We start from the raw sequence: 22,432 nt of genomic DNA, 5'->3' as shown, positions 1-22,432 counted from the left end.
CGGGCTCAGCGCGCCGCCGCCGCGGCGGCAGTCGCCGCCGGCAGCACCGGCGTGAGCACGAAGCCGCGCTGCGCCAGCAAGGCGGGCAGGCCCTGCGGCCCCACCATGTGCAGCGCGCCCACGGCCGCGAACACGCGCTGGCCGCCCGCATGCAGGGCCTCGATGCCCTCGGCCAGCACGGGGTTGCGTTCGTCGAGCAGGCGATGCATCTGCGCGCGCTCGGAAGGCGTGTCCAGGCATTCGCACCACTGCTCGTAGGCCTGCAGCCGCGGCCAGTCGCTGCGCGCCCACATGGCCGCCAGCTCGCCCATGCGGTGGCGCAGGCGCCCGCTTTCCAGCTCGCCCAGCGCCTCGTCGATCTGCTCGGCCTCTTCCCTGGCGCTGTCGGCGGTGAACAGCGCGAGCTGGCTCTGGGCCGTCTCCAGCGTCACCAGCGGCAGGCGGGCGTGGCGCGCATAGCCGGCCAGCACCAGGTCGATGGCGAAGTCGGTGTACAGGCCATCTCGCTGGGCCGACTGCGCGGCCAGCACCGTGACCTGCAGCAGCGGCTGCAGTCGCTGCTGGGCGCTGCCGCCATCGGGGGCGCAGGCGGCCTGCCACTGGCGCTGCAGGCGCTGCAGCCGTTCCTGCGTCAGCACCTGGGCGCGGCGCACCGGATCGCCGGGCGCGAAGAGGGGCTTCATGGCCTCGAGGTCGAGCGGGTCGATCTCCAGCGCCAGCGTGTCGCTGGCGCGCAGCGCGGCCGCCAGTTGCGGCCCGGGCACCACCCAGGCCGCGCGGCCCAGGTGCAGCGTGCCATACAGCCACGAGCTGCGGCCGTCGCGCTCCAGGCGCCACAAAAAGCCGCGGTCCTGCGGCTGGCGCTGCGCGGCCTGCAGCGCACGCGGCGTGAGCAGCGACTGTGCGGCCGGCGGGCAGGCCGCATCGGGCGCAGCGGCCCACAGCGGGGGAAGCGCGAGGGCGGCGCACCAGCCCATGGCCAGCAGGTGCCAGGCGCGGCGCAGAAAGCGAAGTGCAGACATGGCCCTGATTCTTGCAGCGTCAGGGCTGCCCATAATCGCGCATGCCAAGCATCTTCCATTTCGCCTTCAACGTCCGTGACCTCGACACCGCGCGCCGCTTCTACGGCGGCGTGCTGGGCTGCGCCGAGGGCCGCAGCACCGACACCTGGGTCGACTTCGACTTCTTCGGCCACCAGATCTCATTGCACCTGGGCGAGCCCTTCGCCACCGCGCGCACCGGCCATGTGGGCGACGCGCTGGTGCCCATGCCGCACTTCGGTCTGATCCTGGAGCTGCCGCAGTGGCAGGCGATGGCCGAGCGCCTGCAGGCAGCGGGCACCGACTTCGTGCTCAAGCCCCAGGTGCGCTTCGAAGGCCAGAGCGGCGAGCAGTGGACCATGTTCTTTCTCGACCCCTTCGGCAATCCGATCGAGGTCAAGGGCTTCCGCTCGCTGGACGCCGTGTACGCCAGGCAGTGAGGCGCACACAGTCTTTTTCTAGGGCCTGCTAACACTATTTCAGGGGTCGCGAAGCTCATCCCAGCCCGCCCATCAAGGCGCGCGACGCCGTGCGTGCATGGGCACGCACAAGGAGCGCAACGCCGAGGGGCGGGCTGCGATGAGTTTCCCTTCGGGTTGCGCCGGGAAGGGGCCGTCTGCGGCGTTGCCCACGCTTGCAAGGCACCAGCCTTGGCTAGCGCGCGGGCGCCTTGCATCCAGCCCCTTCCCGGCACAACGCGATCCCCTGAAATAGCGTTAACAGGCCCTAATTTCCCGCCCACACGTCCAGCACGTAGCGCTGGTCGTCGATCATCTTCGCCATCCACGCCTGGGCGTCTTCGCCATGCGTGCGGGCGATGTCCGCCAGCGTGCGGCGCACGTCGGGCTCCATGCGCGAGCCGTCCCCGCAGACGTAGATGTGCGCGCCCTGCTGCAGCAGCTGCCACACGGCATCGGCCTGTTCGCGCAGGCGGTCCTGCACATAGGTTTTCTGGGGCCCGCTGCCGCCGCCCGGGCGCGAGAAGGCGGTGTGCAGCGTCACCAGGCCGGCCTGCGCCCAGGCCTTGAGTTCGTCTTCGTAGAGGAAGTCCTGCGCCGGATGGCGGCAGCCGAAGAAGAGCAGCGCCTTGCCCTGGGCCAGCCCCTGCGCCTGGCGCGCGGCGCGCTCCTGCAGAAAACCGCGGAAGGGTGCAAGGCCCGTGCCGGGGCCGATCATGATCAGCGGCGTGGCCGGGTCTTCGGGCAGGCCGAAGCCTTCGGCGGTGGTGGCGCGCACGAAGCCATGCACCGTGTCGCCGGCCTGCGCGCGCGCGAGGAAGTTCGAGCACACGCCTTCGAACTCGCCGCCGCGGCCCGACCGCGCCGGCCCCTTGACCACGCCCACCGTCACGCTGGCGCGGCCTGCCTCCACGGCCGGCGAAGACGAGATGGAGTAGTAGCGCGGCGACAGCGGCGAGAGCATCTCCAGGTACAGGGCGAAGGGCAGCTCCACGGCCGGGAAGGCCTCCAGCAGGTCGAGCACCGACTGGCGCTTTGCGAGCACCTCGGTCTTGTAGCGCGCGGCCGCGTCCTCATCAGTGCCCAGCCAGGCGCCGAGCGACTTCTGCGTGAAGGGGCAGCGCGTGTGCGCGGCCAGCACGCCGATCTGGCGCCGCGTGGCCACGTCCTGCAGCTCCACGTAGTCCGACAGCAGCCGCTCCACCGACTGCGCCTCGCCCACCGGCAGCAGCGCCTTGCGCCCCGGCGCGGCGGCCAGGCGCACATGCGCGTCGCGCGCCAGGCCGAAGCGCTGCATGGCGCGCGCCACCACCGCGGCGCTGTTGCGCGGCACGATGCTCAGGTGGTCGCCGGCGCGGTAGTGAACGCCTTCGGGCAGCAGCAGCTCGATGTGGCGCGTGGAGCGCTCGGGCGCGGCATCGCCTTCGCCGCGCTGCAGCTCGCGGTTGACGGCCACGCGCAGCGGCACCGCGCCCAGCGCATCAACCGGGCCGCCGGCCTGCGGCGGCGGCACCTCCTCGACGGTGTACAGCGGCACGGCGGCTTCGGGCTGGCTGGCCTCGAGCTTGAGCTGGAAGTGCTGCGCCAGCGCCGGCCACAGGCCTTCGGCCCAGGCCTGGAAGGCGCCGTCCATGTCCTCGCGCGCATCGCCTTCGCCGCGCGGGTGCACGCGCGCGGCACCCAGGTCAGAGAGCCGTTCGTCGATGTGGCGCGGCACGGCCTGGTAGGTGGAGGCCCAGTCGGTGTTGCCGCAGCCGAAGACGCTGTAGTTCACGCCGTTCAATGCGTCGTTGGCATCTTCGAGCCAGCGCCAGAACTCCACGGCGTTGTCAGGCGGCGCGCCGTTGTACGAAGCGCTGACGATGGCCACGGCGCCGGCCGCGGGCAGGCGCTGCGCATAGTCGTCGAGCGACGCCATCTGCACCGAGTAGCCGCGCAGCTGGCCGGCCTCGGCCAGCTGGCGGGCCAGGTCTTCGGCGCTGCCCAGGTTGGAGCCGTGCAGCACCAGCAGCGAGGTGCCGTGCCGCGCAGCCGATGGCGCGGCAGGCGCGGCGCCGGCTGCGCCTTCGGCCTGGGCCGCGCCGGGGCCCGCGGCGCGGGCTGTGACAGGCTGCGCGGCGCGCATCGCGGCCGGATCGCGCGGCGCCACCTTGATCCTGAAGCCCTCGGGCTTGATGGTCAGGGCCTCCTTGACCTTGAGCTGGTAGTTGGCGTGGTCGATCAGCCTGAAGCGCTGGACCACCATCGCCAGCGTGAGCATGGCCTCCTGCAGCGCGAACTGGCGGCCGATGCAGGCGCGCTGGCCGGTGCCGAAGGGCTTGTAGGCGTTGGGCGGCAGCGCGCGCTCGGCCTCGCGCGAGAAATGCTCGGGGTTGAACTCGTCGGCATCCTCGCCCCACACGCGCTTGTCGCGGTGCATGGCCAGCGCATGCAGGATGATCATGTTGCGCTTGTGCAGCGTGTACTTGCCGTTCTCGCCGATCTGCGTGTTGGCCAGCGCGCGCTTGGCCACGGCCGGCGCCGTGGGGTACATGCGCAGCGCTTCCTTCAGGATCTGCAGGATGTACTGCAGCCGGTTGACCTGCGCATAGGTGGGCCGCTGCGAGAGGTCGGTGCCGAACACGCTGTCCACCTCGGCCTGCGCCTTGGCCAGGATGGCCGGGTTCTTGAGCAGGTAATAGATGGCGAAGGACAGCAGGCCGCTGGTCGTCTCGTGCCCCGCGATGAGGAATTCGATGCACTCGTCGCGGATCATCCGGTCGTCGAGCTTCTCGCCGCTCTTCTTGTCGACCCCCGCGATCATGTAGCTCAGCAGGTCGGGCTTGGTGGCGATGTCGGCGCCGCTGGCGCGTCGCTCACGAATGATGTCCTCCACCATCGTGTGCATGAACCTGATGTCCTTGCGCTGCTGGGCCAGCTGCTTCTTCATCATCAGCTCTTCCAGCGGCAGGCCGCGGCGGTCCTGCACCGTCTCGAGCGTGCGCACCATCGCATCGACGAAGGGATGAAAGTTCTCGCGGTAGAAGGAGTTGAAGCGGTAGCCGAAGCCGCACAGGCCGATGGTGTCGAGCGTGAGCGCGGTCATGTCGCGCGTGACGTCCACCTCGTCGTCGAAGTTCAGCCGCTCCCACTTGGTCACCAGTTGCTCGGCGATGTCCAGCATCATCGGGTGGTAGGCCTGCATGGCCCGCTGGCTGAAGTTGGCCAGCAGGATGTTGTGCGGCTTGCTCCAGGTGGGCTCGTGCGTGTCGGAGGTGAACAGGCCGTGCGAGGCCGCACGCAGCCGGCGCAGCGCGCCGTTGGTGCTCTTGTCGAAGCGCTTTTCGTCCACCAGCTCGTTGACCAACTCGTGGTCCGAGATCACGACCACCGGCATGCCCGGCATGTCCAGCCAGTAGATGCCGCCCAGGTCCTGCGCGATCTTCCACATGTCCAGCACCGGCGAGTCGGACCCGATGGACAGCAGGTTGCCCACGATGGGCTTGCGCGCCGGGTGGGGAATGGGGTGCAACGGATTCTTGCCGGCCATGGTGCGACTCGCGGGATGGGGAGCGGCCAGTATCCCGAGCGCCTGGGGAGGGCCCGGGCAGGGATATTCCCTGATAGGGCCTTCCCGGCGGCTCAAGGCCGCTGCATCTTGCACTCCGTCCCTTGCGCCACCTCGTTGCCGCTGTAGGCCGCATCGGTCTGGAAGCCGTAGTCCGTGCCTTCCCAGCCCACGGTCACGGTCTTGCCGTCCACCTTGGCGATGGTGTTGACCACCTGCGGGATCAGCAGCTGGTGGTCTTCGGCGCGCATGCGCACCTTGCCCACCACGGAGTCGAACTCCAGGTTTTCCATCGCGCGCGCCACCTTCAGGCTTTCGAGGCTGCCGGCCTTGTTGATGGCCGCGGCCAGGATGCGCGGCGTCATGTCGATGCGCGGCGCCAGGAAGTCCTTGCCCGTGCGCGCCTTGTAGGCTTTGGCCAGCGCCTCGGCCTTGGGCACGCCGGCCTGGCCCGGGTGCCATTCGGCCACCCAGGTCACGCGGCCCATCTTGGCCTGCGACACGGCCGTCACCGTCCCCGGGGCGCCGCCTGCGCTGTGGTTGAAGTAGCGCAGGTCGTAGCCGGCATCGCCCGCGGCCTTGAGCATCAGGGCCAGGTCCTGGCCCCAGTTGCCGGTGATCACCGAATCGGCGCCCGATTGGCGGATGTTGGCGATGTAGGGCGCGAAGTCCTTCACGCGGCCCATGGGGTGCAGCGTCTCGCCCACGAACTGGATGTCGGGCCGCGCCAGGCCCACCAGCTGGCGGCCGTAGCTGGCCCACTGCTTGCCGTGCGCGTAGTCCTGGTTCAGCAAAAAGACCTTCTTCACCTCGGGCGTCTTCTTGATGTAGTTGGCGATGGCCTTCATCTTCATGGCCGTGTTCGCCTCGGTCTGGAAGTGCCAGAAGTTGCAGCTCTTGCCCGTGAGCTCGGGGTCGATGGAGGAGTGATTCATGATCACGATCTCCTTGCCCGGGTTGCGCGAATTCCAGCGGTTGACCGACTGCACCAGCGCCGCCACCACCGACGAACCCGAGCCGCCCGTGATCACGGCCTGCACGCCCTGGTCGATGGCCGCCTGCAGCGCGCTCTGGCTTTCCTGGGCCGAGAGCTTGCTGTCGAACTGCAGCAGCTGCATCTTGGTGCCGCCCAGCACGCCGCCCTTGGCGTTGATGTCCTCCACCGCGTACTGCACGTGGGTGAGCATGATCTCGCCCACGTTGGCAAAGGGGCCCGACAGCATGTCGATGTAGGCGACCTTGTAGGTGTTCTGTGCAACGGCCTGCGTGGCGCCCAGAACGGACAGGCTGGCCAGGAGGGTGGTCGAGATCAGTGAACGCATGATTGAAAGTCTTCTTGAAGGTGCCTCAGGGGCGTGAAGGAAGGGGGCGGCGCGCGCTCAGTCGAGCGTGATGCCCAGGCTGCGGATCAGGGGCTGCCAGCGTGCGTTCTCGGCAGCAATGAGCTGGGTGAAGGCCTGCGGCGTGTTGCCCACGGGTTCCAGCCCCACGTCGGTGTAGCGGCTGCGCACCGAAGGGTCGGCCAGCGCCTGGGCGATGTACTTCTGCAGCGCATCCACCGCCGCATCTGGCGTGTTCGCGCGCACGGCCACGCCAACCAACGCCGTCGCTTCCACGCCCGGCAGGCCCAGCTCGGTGAAGGTCGGCACATCGGGCAGGCGCGGGTGGCGCTTGCTGTCGGCAATGGCAAGCGCGCGCAGCTTGCCCGATTGCAGGAAGCCGCCCGCGGCCGCGTAGTCGCTCATCAGCGCCGGGATCTGGCCGCCCGCCAGGTCGCCCAGGGCGGGCGCGGAGCCCTTGTAGGGAATGTGGGTCATGCGCAGCCCGGCCTGGTGCATGAGCATTTCCATGGCCATGTGCTGCGGCGTGCCCGCGCCGGCAGAACCGAAGTTCAGCGCGCCCGGCTGGCTGCGCGCCTGGGCCAGGAACTCCTTCACGTCCCTGGCCGGATGGTTGGGGCCGACCACCAGGATCATGGGCGCGCGCGCCAGCAGGCTCACGAGCCGCAGGTCCTTGTCGGGCGCATAGCCCAGCTTGCGGTAGAGCACCGGGTTGAAGACCAGCGTGCCGTTGTCGACGTTGATCATCGTGTGGCCGTCCGGCGCGGCGCGCAGCACGTCGGCCACCGCGATGGCGCCGTTGCCGCCGGGCTTGTTGTCGACCACCACGCCCTGCCCCGCGAGCACCGACAGCGGCTGGCCCACCACGCGCGCCATGAAGTCGGAGCCGCCACCGGCCGGATAGGGCACCACCCAGCGCAGGGGCCGGGACGGATAGGACGTGGCCGCCCGTGCGGCGGCGCCCAGGCCCAGCGTGGTGCCGGCCAGCATCGCCAGTGCGGTGCGTCGATTCTGCATGTCGGGTTCCTTGAGTCTGACGGTTCGAAAAAAGCAGGCCGGCGGCGGCTGCGCAGGCGCGCCGCGCCGGACGAAAGCAAAGGCAGCAGAAGGGCTCAGGCGGCCGAGGCACCCTCCTGCCTGGCGCCCTGGCGCAGCCCGATGACGCGGGCCGCCAGCTGCGTCAGCTCCGCGGCCACTTCGTCGGGCGACAGCTTGCCGTCGGGCTGGTACCAGCTGTAGAGAAAGCCCGGCAGGCTGCAGGCGGCCAGCGCCGTGATCTTGGTCTCGTTGAAGTCCAGGTCGCCATCGCGGCGCGCCTGCTCCAGCAGCGGGCAGAGCTTGTCGTAGAAGTGGCGCGCCAGCTTCTTCACGGCCGCGATGTACTCGGGCCGGTAGACCTGCGGCTCCCGGTAGGGGAAGAAGGCCACCGGGTGATGCGAGATGGTGGCGCGGATCAGCCGCCCCAGCCCGTCGATGACCTTCTCGCTCGCGCGCCGCGGGTCGGTGTCGGCGAAGTCCAGCGCGGTGAAGCAGTCCACCGAAGGACGCCATGACAGGGTCTCGAAGATCTCCTGCTTGTCGCGAAAGTAGTAGTAGACGAAGGGCTTGGTCACGCCCAGCTCACGTGCCATCTGGTCGATGGTCGTGATCGCGTAGCCCTGCGCCGCGAACAGGCGCGCCGCCACCTCCAGGATGCGGTCGCGCTGCGCCTCGGTGCTGGCGGTGTTGGCCTTCTGGCGGCCCGTGCCCTGAGGGCGGTGCGCATTGGCCGCTGGGGGTTTATGCGCTGTCTCCAAAGTTCTACCCATCGGTAGGATTGTTGGAGCACCATCGCTGCATGGCAAGCGCCAGCGGCCTGCCGGCAGCTATCGATAACCCTCAGAACCAGACACCCAAGAGACACCCATGCACACGCCCCAGCTTCCCGAGCGGCCCCAGCAGCCGCTGCACGACTACCTGCGCGACAACGCGCGCCAGCGCCCCGACCACCCGGCCTGCATCTGGTACGGCAGCACGCTGAGCTGGGCCGAACTCGACCGCGCCAGCGATGCCTTCGGCGCGCGGCTGCAGGCCCTGGGCGTGGGCAAGGGCGAGCCCGTGGTGCTCTTTCTCAACAACTGCCCGCAGTACCTCGTGGCGCACTATGGCATCCAGAAGATCGGCGCCATCGTGTGCCCGAGCGGGCCGCTGAACAAGGAGCATGAGCTGGCCTACCAGGTGAACGACCTGAAGGCGCGCGTGATCGTCGCGGCCTCGCCGCTGCTGCCGGTGGTCGAGCAGGTGCGCCCCGCAAGCTCGCTCGCGCATGTGTTCGTCGTCCACTACGCCGACCTGCTGCCCACGGGCGATGCCACGCTGGACCTGCCGGCCGAGCTGGTCGCCGCGCGCGAAGAGGCGCGCAGCGTGCCCGCGGGCTGCGAGGACTTCCTGGCCGCGATGCGCAGCGATGCGAAGCCTGCACCGGTGGACATCTCGCTCGACGACGTGGCGCTGATGACCTACACCTCGGGCACCACGGGCCTGCCCAAGGGCGCCATGCTCAGCTACGGCAACGCGCTCTTCAAGACCCAGCTGTGCGCCGACTGCAATGCCGTGCAGCCCGCCGACGTGCTGCTGTCCGTCGCGCCGCTGTACCACATCGCCGGCATGCTGATGGGCGTGAACGTGCCCGTCATCACGGGCGCCACCAGCGTGCTGCTGCACCGCTTCGACCCGCATGCGGTGCTGCAGGCCATCGCCCGCTACAAGGTCAGCTGGTGGTATTCCATCGCGCCCATGAACGTGGCCTGCATGCAGCAACCGGACATCGCCAGCTTCGACCTGTCCAGCCTCAAGATGAACCCGGTGACCAGCTTCGGCATCGCCTTCACCGAGCCCCTGGCGCAGCAGTGGCGGCAGTTCGCGCCCAACAGCGTGTCGCAGGAAGCCGCGTACGGCCTGTCGGAGACGCACACCTGCGACACCTACACGCCGCCGGGCAAGGCCAAGTGGGGCACGCAGGGCATCCCGATGCCGGGCGTGACCATCCGCATCATCGACCCCGAGACCGGCGCCGACCTGCCCGCGGGCCAGCTCGGCGAGATCATCCTGCGCAGCAAGGGCACCTTCAAGGGCTACTGGAACAAGCCCGAAGCCACGGCCGCCACCTTGCGCGACGGCTGGGTGCACACGGGCGACATGGGCAAGTTCGATGAAGAGGGCTACCTCTGCTTCACGGGCCGCTTCAAGGAAATGATCAAGGTCTCGGGCTACAGCGTGTTCCCCGAAGAGGTGGAGACCATCCTGATCAAGCACCCGGCCGTGGCGCAGGCGGCCGTGCTGGCCCACCCCGACGCCGACAAGGGCGAGGTGGTGAAGGCCTTCATCGTGAAGAAGCCCGGCGCCGAGCTGACGGCCGATGCGCTGATCGCCTGGTCGCGCGAGAACATGGCGCCCTACAAGACCCCCAGGCATGTGCGCTTCATCGACGCCCTGCCCGCCACCGGTGCCGGCAAGGTGCTGCGCCGGCTGCTGAAAGACGTGGAGTGAACCCGCACATGAGTTTCAACAAAGTACTGATCGCCAACCGCGGCGAGATCGCCGTGCGCCTGGTGCGCGCGCTGCAGGATGCAGGCATTGCCAGCGTGGCCGTGCATTCGCGCGACGACGCGCAGGCGCTGCATGCCCAGCTGGCCGACACGGCCGTGGCGCTGCAGGCCACCGGTCCCTCGGCCTACCTCGACATCGCCGCGCTGCTGGCCGTTGCCAAGGCCCAGGGCTGCGATGCCGTGCACCCGGGCTACGGCTTCCTGTCCGAGCGTGCCGACTTCGCGCAGGCCTGCGCCGACGCGGGCCTGGTCTTCATCGGCCCCACGCCCGGGCAGCTCTCGCTCTTTGGCGACAAGGCCGCCGCGCGCGCGCTGGCCCAGCAGTGCGACGTGCCCGTGATGCCCGGCAGCCCCGGCGCCGTGACCCTGGGTGAGGCGCAAGCCTTCTTCGCCGAGCAGGCCAAGGACGGCGCCGGCGTGATGGTCAAGGCGATTGGCGGCGGCGGCGGGCGCGGCATGCGCGCGGTGCTGCGCGCCGAAGACCTGGCCGAGGCCCACGCGCGCTGCATGTCCGAAGCGCGTGCCGCCTTCGGCGTGGAAGGCGTGTACGTGGAGCGGTTGATGAAGCAGGCGCGCCACATCGAGATCCAGGTGCTGGGCGACGGCACGTCGGTGGCCAGCCTGGGCGAGCGCGAATGCACCCTGCAGCGCCGCTTCCAGAAGCTGGTGGAGATCGCCCCCAGCCCCACGCTGCCGGCCGCGCTGCGCGACACCATCACGCGCGCGGCGCTGCGCATGGCGCAGCAGGTGGGCTATCGCGGCCTGGGCACCTTCGAGTTCCTGGTGGACGAGCACTCGGCCACCTTGCCTTTCGTGTTCATCGAAGCCAACCCGCGCCTGCAGGTGGAGCACACGGTGACCGAAGCGGTGACGGGGCTGGACCTCGTGCAGCTGCAGATCGGCGTGGCCTCGGGCCAGTCGCTGGCCGATCTGGGCGTGGCGGCCAACACCACGGCATCGCAAAAAGGCTTCGCGATCCAGTGGCGCATCAACGCCGAGACGCTGGACGCGCAGGGCAACGCGCGCCCCGCCAGCGGCGCCCTCACGCGCTTCGACCTGCCCACCGGCCCGGGCGTGCGCGTCGATACGCAGGGCTATGCGGGCCTGGCGCCTTCGCCGCACTACGACACGCTGCTGGCCAAGCTGATCGTCAGCAGCCCCTCGCCGCGCTTTGCCGACGCGCAGCGCCGCAGCCTGCGCGCGCTGGCCGAATGCCGCATCGAGGGCCTGGCCACCAACCTCGCGCTGCTGCGCGCCATCGGCTCGCGGCCCGAGTTCGACACCCAGGCCGTGCACACGCGCTTCGTCGAAGAGCAGCTGCAGCCGCTGCTCGATGCAGCGAGCGCCTTCGAGGCCGCGGCGCCGCGCACCGGCGCGCCGGCCGCCCCCGCATCCACCGCCGCAGCCGCTCCCCATGACGACGGCGACAGCCGCCCCGCCGTGCGCGCGCCCATGCCCGCGCGGCTGGTTCAGTTCGAAGTCGAGGTGGGCGACGTGGTGCCGGCCGGCGCGCAGGTGGGCGTGCTCGAAGCCATGAAGATGGAGCACCTGCTGCACGCGCCCACGGCCGGCCGCGTGGTGGCCCTGCTGGCTGCGCCCGGCGACTACCTGGTCGAAGGCCAGGCCCTGCTTCGGCTGGAGCCCGTGGGCGCCGACCAGGTGCAGGCCCAGGCGCAGGTGGCGGTGGACCTGGACGCCATCCGGCCCGACCTGCAGCGCGTCATCGACCGCCATGCCTTCACGCTCGACGAGAACCGCGACAAGGCCGTGACCAAGCGCCATGGCCAGGGCGGGCGCACCGCGCGCGAGAACGTGGCCGACCTGTGCGCGCTGGATCAGAACCCCGGCAACTTCATCGAGTACGGCCAGCTGGCCGTGGCCGCGCAGACGCGCCGGCGCTCGCTGGAAGACCTGATCGCCAACACGCCGGCCGACGGCATCGTCACCGGCATCGGCAGCGTCAACGCCGAGCAGTTCGGCGCCGAGGATTCGCGCTGCGTGGTGATGGCCTACGACTACACGGTGCTGGCCGGCACGCAGGGCCTGCGCAACCACCAGAAGCAGGACCGCATGCTGGCGCTGGCGCACCAGCTCAAGCTGCCCATGGTGCTGTTCGCCGAAGGCGGCGGCGGGCGACCGGGCGACACCGACATGCCCATCGTGGCCGGCCTGAACAACCACACCTTCAGCCAGTTCGCGGCGCTCTCGGGCAAGGTGCCCGTGGTGGGCGTGGTGCACGGGCGCTGCTTCGCGGGCAATGCGGCGCTGCTGGGCTGCTGCGACGTGATCATCGCCACGCGCGCCAGCAACATCGGCATGAGCGGCCCGGCCATGATCGAAGGCGGCGGCCTGGGCACCTACACGCCCGAGCAGATCGGCCCCAGCAGCGTGCAGTCGGCCAACGGCGTGATCGACGTGCTGGTGGAGGATGAAGCCGAGGCCGTGAAGATCGCGAAGCAATACCTCTCGTACTTCCAGGGCGCGACGAAGGACTGGCAGTGCGCCGACCCGCGCGTGCTGCGCCATGCGGTGCCCGAGAACCGGCTGCGCGTGTACGACGTGCGGGCCGTGATGCAGGGCCTGTTCGACAGCGGCTCGGTGCTGGAACTGCGCGCGGGCTTCGGCGCCGGCATGGTGACGGCGCTGGCACGCATCGAGGGCCGGCCCGTGGGCGTGATCGCCAACAACCCGCACCACCTGGGCGGCGCCATCGACGCGCCGGCCGCCGACAAGGCCGCGCGCTTCATGCAGCTGTGCAACGCGCATGGCCTGCCCATCGTCTCGCTGTGCGACACGCCGGGCTTCATGGTGGGACCCGACATCGAGGCCCAGGCGCAGGTGCGCCACGTGTGCCGCATGTTCATGATCGAAGCGCACCTGCGCGTGCCCTACTTCACCGTGGTGCTGCGCAAGGGCTACGGCCTGGGCGCGCAGGCCATGGCAGCGGGCGGCTTCGACGCGCCGGTGTTCACCGTGGCCTGGCCCACGGGCGAGTTCGGCGCCATGGGCCTGGAAGGCGCGGTGCGACTGGGCTACCGCAAGGAGCTGGAAGCCGTGCCGCTCGGCCCCGAACGCGACAAGCTCTTCCAGGAACTGGTGGCGCGCCAGTACGCGGACGGCGAAGCCATGCACATGGCGCAGACGCTGGAGATCGATGCCGTGATCGACCCGGCCGACACGCGCGCCTGGCTGCTGCGCGGCCTGCAGTCCTCCACCCGCGCGGTGGACGCGCCGGTGGCCTACGTCGACACCTGGTAGGCACCGGCGCGCCGCAGGGCGGCCACGCGGCATGCTGCGAGCCTTGGCACGGCGACCGTGCCGCCCCGCGCCCCTCTATGCCCGCCGCCCGCGCATCTTCTGCCTCGTCGTCGTCCCCTTCCCCGGTTCTTCCCTGCTCTTTGCCCGGCCACGCGCCCACGCGGCGCGCCTGGCTGCTGGGCCAGCTCGGGCTGATGTTCGGCTTCGGCGCCGGCACGGGCGCGCTGGCCCAGCCCGGCCCCAGCCTCGCCCCCGCGCCGTCGGCCGGCGCGGCCAATGGCCCGCGCTGGCTTGCGGCCTGGGCAGTGGCCGAGCGCGACTACCGGCGCCAGATGGTGGCGCCGGGCCTGCCCACCCGAGCGCCGCGCGTGTTCAACGACCAGACCGTGCGCCTGCGCATCTCGCCCGCCCTGGGCGGGCGCCAGTGGCGCGTGCGCCTGTCCAACCGCTGGGCGCTGGAGCCGCTGCTGATCGACCAGGCCAGCCTGGCGCTGGCCACCGGCGGCGCCGCGCTGTCGCCGCGCACCGTGGTGCCACTGCGCTTCGGCGGTCAGCCCGGCCTCACGCTGGCCCCTGGCGCCACGGCCTGGAGCAATGCCGTGCAGTTGCCGGCCCGCGCGGGCCAGACGCTGGCGCTGAGTTTTCACATCGCACGCCCTTTCTCCGTGGCGGCCGGCTACCCCGTGCAGCGCGAGGGCGGCGCCTGCTGGCTGCTGCCGGGCAACCAGTGCCTGCAGCCCCGGCCCCAGGGCGCCCAGGCGCAGGACTGGGCGCCGGCCCTGAGCGCGCTGGACGTGATGGCCCCGCGCGACGCGCGGCTGCTGGTGGCTTTTGGCGACTCGCTGACCGAGGGCGGCGGCGCCGCCGACACCACCGAACTGGGCAGCTACCCGCAGCGCCTGGCCGTGCGGTTGCGCGACCAGCGCCCGAGCGTGTCGGTGGTCAACACCGGCCTGGGCGGCAACCGGCTGCTGCGCGAAGGCGTGGGCGACAGCGCGCTGCAGCGCTTCGAGCGCGAGGTGCTGCAGCAAAGCGGCGTGACCCACGCGCTGGTGCTGATCGGCATCAACGACCTCGGCTTCGGCACCGCGAACGGCGAGCGCTCGCCGCTGGCGCCGGCCGCCCAGCTGGCCGACGCGCCGCAGCTCATTGCAGGTCTGCAGAAACTGCAGGCCGCGGCCCAGGCCCGCGGCGTGAAATTGTTGCTGGGCACGCTGATGCCCTTTGGTGGCGCCCCGACCTGGAGCGAACACAATGAAGCGCAGCGTCAGGCCGTCAACCGCTGGATCCGGGGCCGGCAGGACGTGGCTGGCGTGGTGGACTTCGATGCCGCCACGCGCGACGCGGCCCACCCGCTGCGCCTGCGGCCAGCCTTCGACAGCGGAGACCACCTGCACCTCAATGCCGCGGGCCTGGCAGCCATGGCCGATGCGGTGGACCTGGAGGAACTGCGCGAATGAATGCCTGAGAAAAACCCGTTCACGGTTGCAGACGGCCACGGCAGAAACATCCGCTGCCGGCCTTTGTTGCCAATTCGCTACCCACGCGCACAAGACTTCGCCGCAGCTTGACGCGCGCTTCACACGGCGGCCGGAGCATGAAGGCTCCTGAAACCCAAAAGGATTTCGTCATGAGCACGCTTTCGCGCATCACCTTGAGCACCGCCGCCGCAGCCCTGCTGTCGCTGGGCGGATTCGCCCTGCCGACCGCGGCACAGGCGCAAGCCGTGATCAACGTCCAGATCGGCCAGGCCCCGCCGCCGCCGCGCTTCGAGCGCGTGCCGCCGCCGCGCCGCGGCTATGTGTGGGCGCCCGGCCACTGGGAATGGCAACGCGGCGGCCATGTCTGGGTGGGCGGCACCTGGCTGCGGGCCCGCCCCGGCTACGCCTACCACGCGCCCCAATGGGTGGAGCGCGACGGCCGCTGGGACTACCGCGCCGGCCGCTGGGACCGCAGTGGTGGCGGCGGCGACCGCGACCATGACGGCGTCCGCAACCGCCACGACCGGGACCGCGACGGCGACGGCGTGCCCAACCGCTACGACCGCAAGCCGAACAACCGCAACCGCCACTGATCGGCGACCTTCAGAACTTCGCGCGTAGCGTCAGCATGGCGCTGCGCGGGTCGGCGTAGTTGCCGTAGTCCAGGTTCGCCCAGTACTTGCGGTTGGTCACGTTGTTGATGGCCAGCGTGGCGCTCAGGCGGTCGTTGAACTGCCAGGTCGCGTGCAGGTTGAGCACGGTCTGCGGCTTCTGCGTGACGGTGGTGGTGCCCAGCAGCGGATGCGGGATGTTGAAGCCCTGGATCTCGTCCTGCCACAGCAGGCTGCCGCCCAGCGACAGCGGCGCCAGCGCGCCGTCGAAGCGGTACTGCGTCCAAAGCTGCACCTGGTATTCGGGCAGGTTGGCGTAGATCAGGTCGCTGGCGTTGCGCACCACCTTGGCCCGCGTGAGGCCGGCCTTGGCGTACCAGCGCGGCGTGATCTGGCCGCCCAGCTCGGCCTCGAAGCCATAGGCGCGGGTGCCGTCGACGGCGCGGTAGGCCGTGCTGCCGTCGGGCAGGCTGGACGGCGGCACGCTGCTGTCGACCACGCCGAAGTTGTCCTGCTTGGTTTCGAAGACGGCGAAGTGCCCGTTGAGGCGGCCGTTCATCCATTGGCCCTTCAGCCCCAGCTCCGCGTTGCTGCCCTGCGCCGGCGCCAGCGGCTCGTTGTTGCGGTCCTTGTAGTTCTGCGGGTTGAAGATCTTGCCGTAGCTGCCGTAGGCGCTCAGCTCGGGCGTGATGTCGTAGACCACGCCCACGAAGGGCGTCGCCTTGCGGTCCACGCTCTGCACCGCGGTGGTGTTGATGTAGAAGCCGCGCACGTTGTAGTTGTCGGTCTGGCGGTCCCAGTTGGTCACGCGCACGCCGGTGAGCACCGACAGCGCGTCCGTCAGTCGCCAGCGGGCCGAGCCGTACAGGCCCAGCTGCTCGGTGGTCTGGTTGCGCCAGGCGCCGGTGCGGTAGTAGATGGGCATGGGCGCATAGCCGTTCCATGCATAGATGTTCGGGATGTCGTAGCGCCAGCCGGGCTGGATGTAGTAGCCGTCGGTGCGCGCCACGGTGCGCTGCTGGCTTGCGCCCAGCACCAGGTCGTGGCTGCGGCCAAAGAGGTTGAAGCGGCCGTTGAGGTAGACGTCCAGCGTGTTCTGCACTTCGTCGCCGCCGCCCACCGAGGCGTACAGCGTGGTGCCCGCGCCGCTCAGGCGGTTGACGTAGGGCGCCAAGGCCGTGGTGCGGCCGTAGCCGTAGGTGCGCAGGCTGAAGGTGTCGCCCTCGGTGCGCGCCAGGCTGGTCTTGAGGCTCCAGTTGTCGTTGAACTGGTGCTCCAGCGTGGCGTACAGCGTGGCGGAGGTGCGGTCCCAGCGCGTCCACGAGGGCGAGAAGCTGGTGGAGGTGGGCAGGTCGATCTCGGTGCCGTCGGTGGCAAAGCGCGGGATGGTGCCCCAGATCGGCGCCTCGGGGTCGTTCTTCTGGCGCTGATAGCCCAAGGAGACCACCGTGCGCTCGCCCAGGTCGGCCTCGACCACGGCCAGCAGGGCCGTCTTGTCTTCCTTGTAGCGGTCGCGAAAGCTGTCCTTCTTCTGCGGCGCGATCACGAAACGGCTGCGCACGCTGCCGTCGGCCGTCAGCGGCACGTTCAGGTCCACCTCGCCGCGGTACAGGTTCCACGAGCCGGCCGACAGCGCCACGGAGCCGCCGAACTGCCGCTTGGGCCGCTTGCGGATCATGTTGACCGTGGCCGAAGGCACGCCCACGCCGGTCAGGATGCCGTTGGCGCCGCGCACCACGTCGATGCGCTCGTACAGCGCCGTGTCGAACTCCTGGCTGGTGGAGCCGCTGTAGCTGGGCAGTCCGTCGATCTGGAAATCGGTGATCTGGAAGCCGCGCGCGTAGTAAAGCGGGCGCTGGGTGTCGTAGAAGCTCACCGACACGCCGGTCACGTTGCGCAGCACGGCGTCGACGCTGGTCAGGCTCTGGCTCTCGATCTGCGTGCGGTCCACGGTGCTGAGCGACTGCGGCGTCTCGCGCGCGGTCAGCGGCAGCCGCGTGGTGGCGCTTTCACGGGCGCCCTGGATGGTCACGGCGTCCAGCTCCCGCGGCGCGGGGGCGGCGGGGCTGGCGCTGGTGGGCGTGGCAGTGGCGCCGGGTTCCGCAGCGGGCGCCGTTTGCGCGCGCGCTGCACCCTGGAGGGTGAACACAAAAAGGGCGGCGGCCAGCGCCAGGGGGGTCGGCGACATGCCGACCCGATGCCGATTCGAAGGCATGGATGCTCCTGCAGGGGGACAAGGGATGAAGCTGGCTTGCAGCGCTCATCCCGCAGGAGGCACGGCTGGCTGAGGGTCACGGCAGGGGCTGACGGCCCTCTTGCGTGACGAAAGCGCGGATTTTCGTTCTATTTGACAAAGATGGACAAACTGTGGCGTCGGCTCGACGCCACAGCCTGCGCCATGGCGAGCCGAAGCGGCCCTCAGAACAGCCGGAAGGCCAGCGGCATCAGCAGCGCGGCCAGCACCACCTGCAGGCCCAGCGCCAAGCCGGCGTAGGCGCCGGCATCGGCATCGACCTGCAAGGCGCGCGCCGCGCCGATGCCGTGCGAGGCCGTGCCCAGTGCAAAGCCGCGCGCCGTCCAGCCCGCTCCGGCGGCCGGCACGCGCAGCAGGTCGAACAGGTATTTGCCCGTGAGCGCGCCCACCATGCCCGTGAGCACGGCGAACACCGCCGACAGCGCGGGCACGCCGCCGATCTTGTCGGCAATGCCCATGGCCACGGGCGCGGTGACCGACTTCGGCGCCATCGACAGCACCACCTCGGGCGGCAGCCCGAAAGCCCAGGCCAGGCCCACGGCCGACACGCTGGCCGCGCCGCCGCCCAGCAAGGCCGCCAGCAGCACGCGTGCGCCGCGCGCGCGCAGCTCGGCGCGGCGCTGCCACAGCGGCCAGGCCAGGGCCACCACGGCCGGCCCCAGCAGGAAGTGGATGAACTGCGCGCCCGAGAAGTAGCTGGGGTAGCTCACGCCCGTGGCCGTCAGCAGCACTGCCAGCGTGACGACCGACCAGAGCACCGGATTGGCCCAGGGCGCCGCGCCCATGCGCACGTAGAAGGCCTGCGCCAGCAGGTACACCACCAGCGTGGCGGTGAGGCCGAACAGCGGCGTGGCCGAGAGGTAGACCCAGAGTTCGACGAAATCAGCCATGGGGGCCTCCCGTGCCCGGCAGGGGCCGGCTGCGGCCAGGCCAGCCGTAGAGCACCAGCGCCGTCACGCCCAGGCCGATCCAGGTCGACAGCGCGATCACCAGCAGGATGCGCAGGCCGTACTGCGTGAGCAGCGCCAGGTGGGTCATCACGCCCACGCCCACCGGCACGAACAGCAAGGAAAGGTGGGTGAGCAGGAAGCCCGCGCACTCGGCCACGGGCTCGCGCACCAGCGGCCAGCGCAACCCGGCCCACAGCAGCACCAGCCCCAGCACGGGCCCCGGCAGCGGCAGGTGAAAGCCGCGCGAGAGCAGCTCGCCCGCGCACTGGAAGGCCAGCAGCCAGGCGAGGCCGCGCAGGCCGTTCATGCGCGCCTTACCTGAACACCACCGTGCGGTGGCCGTTCAGCAGCACGCGATGCTCGCTGTGCCACTTGACGGCGCGCGCCAGCACCTGGCTTTCGGTGTCGCGGCCGCGCGCCGTGAGGTCTTCCACGGTGTCGGTGTGGTCGGCGCGCGCCACGTCCTGCTCGATGATCGGGCCTTCGTCGAGGTCGGCCGTCACGTAGTGCGCGGTGGCGCCGATCAGCTTCACGCCGCGGTCATGCGCCTGGTAGTAGGGCTTGGCGCCCTTGAAGCTGGGCAGGAAGGAATGGTGGATGTTGATCGCGCGGCCTTCGAGCCTGCGGCACAGGTCGTTCGACAGAATCTGCATGTAGCGCGCCAGCACCACCAGCTCGGCCCCTTCGGCCTCGATGATTTCCAGCTGCCTGGCCTCGGCCTGGGCCTTGGTCGCGGCCGTCACCGGGATGTGGTGGAAGGGCACGTTGTAGCTGGCGGCCAGCTGGTAGAAGTCGCGGTGGTTGCTGATGATGGCGCGGATGTCGACCGGCAGCAGGCCGCTCTTCCAGCGGAACAGCAGGTCGTTGAGGCAGTGGCCTTCCTTGCTGACCAGCAGCACGGTCTTCATCGGCGTGTGGGCCGCATGCAGGCGCCAGCTCATGCCGAAGCCGCCGGCCAGCTCGCCCAGCTCGGTGCGCAGTTGCGCCTCGGGCACCTGCTCGCAGGCAAAACGCACGCGCATGAAGAACAGGCCCGTGCCGTGGTCGTTGTACTGGGCGGCTTCTTCGATGTTGCCGCCGCGCTCCAGCAGGAAACCGGAAACGGCATGCACGATGCCCACTCGGTCGGGGCAGGACAGGGTCAGGATGTAGGCGCTCATAGAGGGGGGCGATTGTCGCAGCGTGGCCATCGGTGCGCTGGCGCAGGGCCGGCGCAGCCCCTCGCGCCGGACGCAGCCTCAGCCCGGCGCCCGATGGGCCGCGGCCAGCCGCCCCAGGCGCGCCTGCCGCGCCGCGTCCGCGTCGGACTGCACCAGCTTCTGGTGCACGTAGGCCAGATGCTCGTCCATCACGCTTTGGGCCCGGTCCGCATCGCCAGCCAGGATGGCCTGCACCAGGTCGTGGTGCTGACGCGTGAGCTGCTCCAGCGAGCGCGGATCTTCATGGTTGAACATGATGCGCCGGTTGTCCGCCACCGACACCGTCACCAGTTCGAAGAGACTGCGCATCACCTGCACCATGACCACGTTGTGCGAAGCCTCGGCAATGGCCAGGTGGAACTGGGCGTCGGCGCGCGCAGACAGGTCGGTTTCGCCGCGCTGCTGGTGGCCCACCATCTGCTCGAAGCAACGGCGGATGCGGTCGCGCTCCTGCGCGGTGGCGCGCAGTGCGGCATGCCGCGCGGTGCTGCGCTCCAGCGCGGCGCGCGTCTCCAGCACGTCGTAGCGGTATTCAGGGTCTTCGCGCATCAGCGGCACCAGGGGCGCGGTGGCCTGCGTGTGCCAATGAGGCGCCTGTTCGCACAGGTAGGTGCCCGAGCCCGCCCGGCTTTGCACCACGCCCTGGCCGGCCAGCCGGTGGATGGCCTCGCGCAGCGCCGTGCGCGAGACACCCAGCTCCAGCGCCAGCTGGCGCTCGGCCGGCAGCCGCTGGCCCGGCTGCCATTGCCGCTGCTGCACCAGGGCCTGCAGCTTCTCGATCACGGGGTCCGACGCTCGCATGCGCAGCTCAGCAAAAGTGGGGTTCGCGAAGGCTGGCAATGATGCGCCGGCGGTCTCAGGCCGTTGCCAGGGGTTTGCCCTTCATCGCACCCAGCACCCCAAAGACCAGCACCAGCCACACGACTGCCGCTGCCCACCACAGCACGCTGCCGGTGATCAGCGCCTGGCCGATCAGGCCGGCCTGCACGCAGTAGTAGGCCATGGGAACCAGCGTCTTGCGGATCACCTCGCCCTCTCGGTTCATCATGCCCACCACGGCGCCCGCGGCCACCACGTTGTGCACGCAGATCATGTTGCCGGCAGCGCCACCCACCGCCTGCAGCGCCACGACGATGGCCGACTGGTCGATGTTCAGGCCGATCTGCTGGGCCGTGGAGAACTGGAAGTACGCGAACATCATGTTGCTCACGGTGTTGGAGCCGGCGATGAAGGCGCCCAGGCTGCCCACCCAGGGCGAGACATTCGGCCAGGCGTCACCGGCCAGCGCCGCGGCGCCCTGGGCCAGCATCAGCGGCATGCTGATCATCGAACCATCGGCCGAGGCCGAGTTGACGAACACCTGCACCATCGGCACGGCCAGCAGCAGCGCGGGCGCGGCTTCGACCATGGTGTGGGCCGAGGCCTTCACGGCGCGGCCGTACTGGCCCTGCTGCATGCGGAAAATGAAGAGGCAGGCCAGCGAAGCCAGGATCAGGATGAAGCCGGGCGAGTACAGGAACTGCGCCGACGGCGAGATGCTTGTGCCGAACAGCGCTGGCAGCTTGATCGTGGTCAGCGGCCCGGTCAGGAAGGCCTTGAGCGGCGCCACGGTACGCGTGAGGATCAGCAGCCCCACCACCAGCACATAAGGCGAGAAGGCGCGCAGCACCGAGAACTTCGGCGCCGTGGCGGTACCGTCGTCGGCGTCGTCGGCCACAGTGCCCAGCCACTTCTTTTCCCAGGCGGCGCGCGGCGGAAAGTCGAAGTTCTCGCGCGGCACCAGAAAGCCCTTCTTCGCTGCGCTCACGATCACCACCAGGCCCACCAGCGCGCCGACCATCGAGGGGAACTCGGGGCCCAGCACGCGCGCGATCAGGTAGTAGGGAACGGTGAAGGCCAGGCCCGCGAACAGCGCGAACTTCCAGGCCTTCAGCCCCTCGGTGAAGGACTGGCGCGCGCCGAAGAAGCGCGTGAGCATGCCGCACAGGATCAGCGGAATCACGAAACCGACCACGGCGTGCACGAAGGCCACATGGGTGACGATCTGCAGCAGATAGTCCATGGGCTGCAGGGGCGCGATCAGTTGCGCCACATCAGCCTTGTTGTCGATTCCCGAGCGCACGCCCACCAGCATGGGGGTGCCCACCGCGCCGAAGGACACCGGCGTGGACTGGATCACCAGCACCGACATCACCGCCGCCATGGCTGGAAAGCCCAGGGCCAGCAGCAGCGGCGCGCCCACGGCCGAAGGTGTGCCGAAGCCGGAGGAGCCTTCGATCAGCGAACCGAAGAGCCAGGCCACGATGATGACCTGCACGCGCCGGTCGGGCGACACGTCCATGAAACCCTGACGAATGGCCCGCAGCGCGCCGCTTTCCTTGAGCGTGTTCAGCAGCAGCACCGCACCGAAGACGATGAACAGCAGCGTGATGGCGGTGACGATGCCGTTGACGGTGGCGGCCGCCACCATGGCCCCCGGCGCCTGCCAGACGAACAGCGCCAGCGCCGCCGTGACCACATAGGCCGAACTCATGGACAGCTTGGCCGAACGCCCCAGCACCACCATCAGAAGAAAAACCACCGCGATCGGGGCCAAGGCCAAGAGCGTGTACCCAAGGTTCATCCGTCATGTCTCCAAAGAGGAAGGTCGCAGGTTTGAGCCACGACGCGCCCCCTGGGCACCCCGCACAACCGATCCTGACGAGCC

General features: G+C 70.0%; 16 protein-coding genes. 5 read left to right on the top strand and 11 right to left on the bottom strand.

The annotated features are described in order from the left end of the window. Positions 1-5: 5 nt before the first annotated feature. Complete coding sequence (locus PGB34_RS21380; protein WP_271430130.1) at positions 6-1,022, bottom strand: TraB/GumN family protein; 1,017 nt, start codon at positions 1,020-1,022, stop codon at positions 6-8. Between the two features lie 41 nt (positions 1,023-1,063). Between PGB34_RS21380 and PGB34_RS21375 the strand changes: the two genes are divergently transcribed. Continuing rightward, a complete protein-coding gene (locus PGB34_RS21375; protein ID WP_271430129.1) occupies positions 1,064-1,480 on the top strand; it encodes a VOC family protein in 417 nt (138 codons plus the stop codon). A 286-nt stretch (positions 1,481-1,766) separates the two neighbouring features. Here PGB34_RS21375 and PGB34_RS21370 read toward each other — a convergent pair whose 3' ends face one another. The 4 genes from PGB34_RS21370 to PGB34_RS21355 all read right to left on the bottom strand — a co-directional run bounded on the left by PGB34_RS21370 (position 1,767) and on the right by PGB34_RS21355 (position 8,193). Continuing rightward, positions 1,767-5,027 (bottom strand): bifunctional cytochrome P450/NADPH--P450 reductase, encoded by a 3,261-nt coding sequence (locus PGB34_RS21370; RefSeq protein WP_271430128.1) that lies wholly within the window; start codon positions 5,025-5,027, stop codon positions 1,767-1,769. Between the two features lie 92 nt (positions 5,028-5,119). Further along, entirely contained in the window at positions 5,120-6,367 is a 1,248-nt protein-coding gene (locus PGB34_RS21365; protein WP_271430127.1) for a branched-chain amino acid ABC transporter substrate-binding protein, read from the bottom strand. Between the two features lie 57 nt (positions 6,368-6,424). Further along, positions 6,425-7,402, bottom strand: coding sequence for a Bug family tripartite tricarboxylate transporter substrate binding protein (locus tag PGB34_RS21360; RefSeq protein WP_271430126.1), 978 nt, complete (start codon positions 7,400-7,402; stop codon positions 6,425-6,427). A gap of 95 nt (positions 7,403-7,497) precedes the next feature. Further along, positions 7,498-8,193, bottom strand: a complete 696-nt coding sequence (locus PGB34_RS21355; protein ID WP_271430125.1) for a TetR/AcrR family transcriptional regulator — start codon at positions 8,191-8,193, stop codon at positions 7,498-7,500. A gap of 97 nt (positions 8,194-8,290) precedes the next feature. On the opposite strand from PGB34_RS21355, the gene PGB34_RS21350 reads away from it, so the two are divergent. The 4 genes from PGB34_RS21350 to PGB34_RS21335 all read left to right on the top strand — a co-directional run bounded on the left by PGB34_RS21350 (position 8,291) and on the right by PGB34_RS21335 (position 15,304). Continuing rightward, the gene (locus PGB34_RS21350; protein ID WP_271430124.1) at positions 8,291-9,913 is read left to right on the top strand and encodes an AMP-binding protein; all 1,623 of its coding nucleotides are present in this window, start codon (positions 8,291-8,293) and stop codon (positions 9,911-9,913) included. An 8-nt stretch (positions 9,914-9,921) separates the two neighbouring features. Then, entirely contained in the window at positions 9,922-13,230 is a 3,309-nt protein-coding gene (locus tag PGB34_RS21345; protein ID WP_271430123.1) for a carboxyl transferase domain-containing protein, read from the top strand. A 140-nt stretch (positions 13,231-13,370) separates the two neighbouring features. Continuing rightward, complete coding sequence (locus PGB34_RS21340; protein WP_271430122.1) at positions 13,371-14,690, top strand: GDSL-type esterase/lipase family protein; 1,320 nt, start codon at positions 13,371-13,373, stop codon at positions 14,688-14,690. A gap of 170 nt (positions 14,691-14,860) precedes the next feature. Then, positions 14,861-15,304, top strand: a complete 444-nt coding sequence (locus tag PGB34_RS21335) for a YXWGXW repeat-containing protein (protein ID WP_271430121.1) — start codon at positions 14,861-14,863, stop codon at positions 15,302-15,304. 10 nt (positions 15,305-15,314) lie between these two features. Here the strand turns inward: PGB34_RS21335 and PGB34_RS21330 are convergent, their stop codons facing one another. The 6 genes from PGB34_RS21330 to PGB34_RS21305 form a co-directional block, all read right to left on the bottom strand. Continuing rightward, complete coding sequence (locus PGB34_RS21330) at positions 15,315-17,510, bottom strand: TonB-dependent siderophore receptor (RefSeq protein WP_271430120.1); 2,196 nt, start codon at positions 17,508-17,510, stop codon at positions 15,315-15,317. A 230-nt stretch (positions 17,511-17,740) separates the two neighbouring features. After that, the gene (locus tag PGB34_RS21325) at positions 17,741-18,466 is read right to left on the bottom strand and encodes an LrgB family protein (RefSeq protein WP_271430119.1); all 726 of its coding nucleotides are present in this window, start codon (positions 18,464-18,466) and stop codon (positions 17,741-17,743) included. Continuing rightward, complete coding sequence (locus PGB34_RS21320; protein WP_271430118.1) at positions 18,459-18,833, bottom strand: CidA/LrgA family protein; 375 nt, start codon at positions 18,831-18,833, stop codon at positions 18,459-18,461. The genes PGB34_RS21325 and PGB34_RS21320 overlap by 8 nt, the downstream gene beginning before the upstream one ends. Positions 18,834-18,840: 7 nt before the next feature. Further along, positions 18,841-19,686 carry a formyltetrahydrofolate deformylase gene (gene purU / locus PGB34_RS21315; RefSeq protein WP_271430117.1) on the bottom strand — a complete coding sequence of 282 codons (846 nt, stop codon included), beginning with the start codon at positions 19,684-19,686 and terminating at the stop codon, positions 18,841-18,843. A gap of 78 nt (positions 19,687-19,764) precedes the next feature. Then, positions 19,765-20,526: a transcriptional regulator LldR gene (gene lldR / locus PGB34_RS21310; protein WP_271430116.1), complete on the bottom strand. Its 762-nt coding sequence runs from the start codon at positions 20,524-20,526 to the stop codon at positions 19,765-19,767. Between the two features lie 55 nt (positions 20,527-20,581). After that, complete coding sequence (locus PGB34_RS21305) at positions 20,582-22,348, bottom strand: L-lactate permease (RefSeq protein ID WP_271430115.1); 1,767 nt, start codon at positions 22,346-22,348, stop codon at positions 20,582-20,584. Between the last annotated feature and the right edge of the window lie 84 nt (positions 22,349-22,432).

The organism is Xenophilus arseniciresistens (assembly GCF_028023875.1).
In the GTDB taxonomy this organism is placed as follows: Bacteria; Pseudomonadota; Gammaproteobacteria; order Burkholderiales; family Burkholderiaceae_C; genus Xenophilus; species Xenophilus arseniciresistens.
The sequence above is the reverse complement of the archived record's forward strand: the minus strand, read 5'-3'. Positions and strand labels throughout refer to the sequence as shown.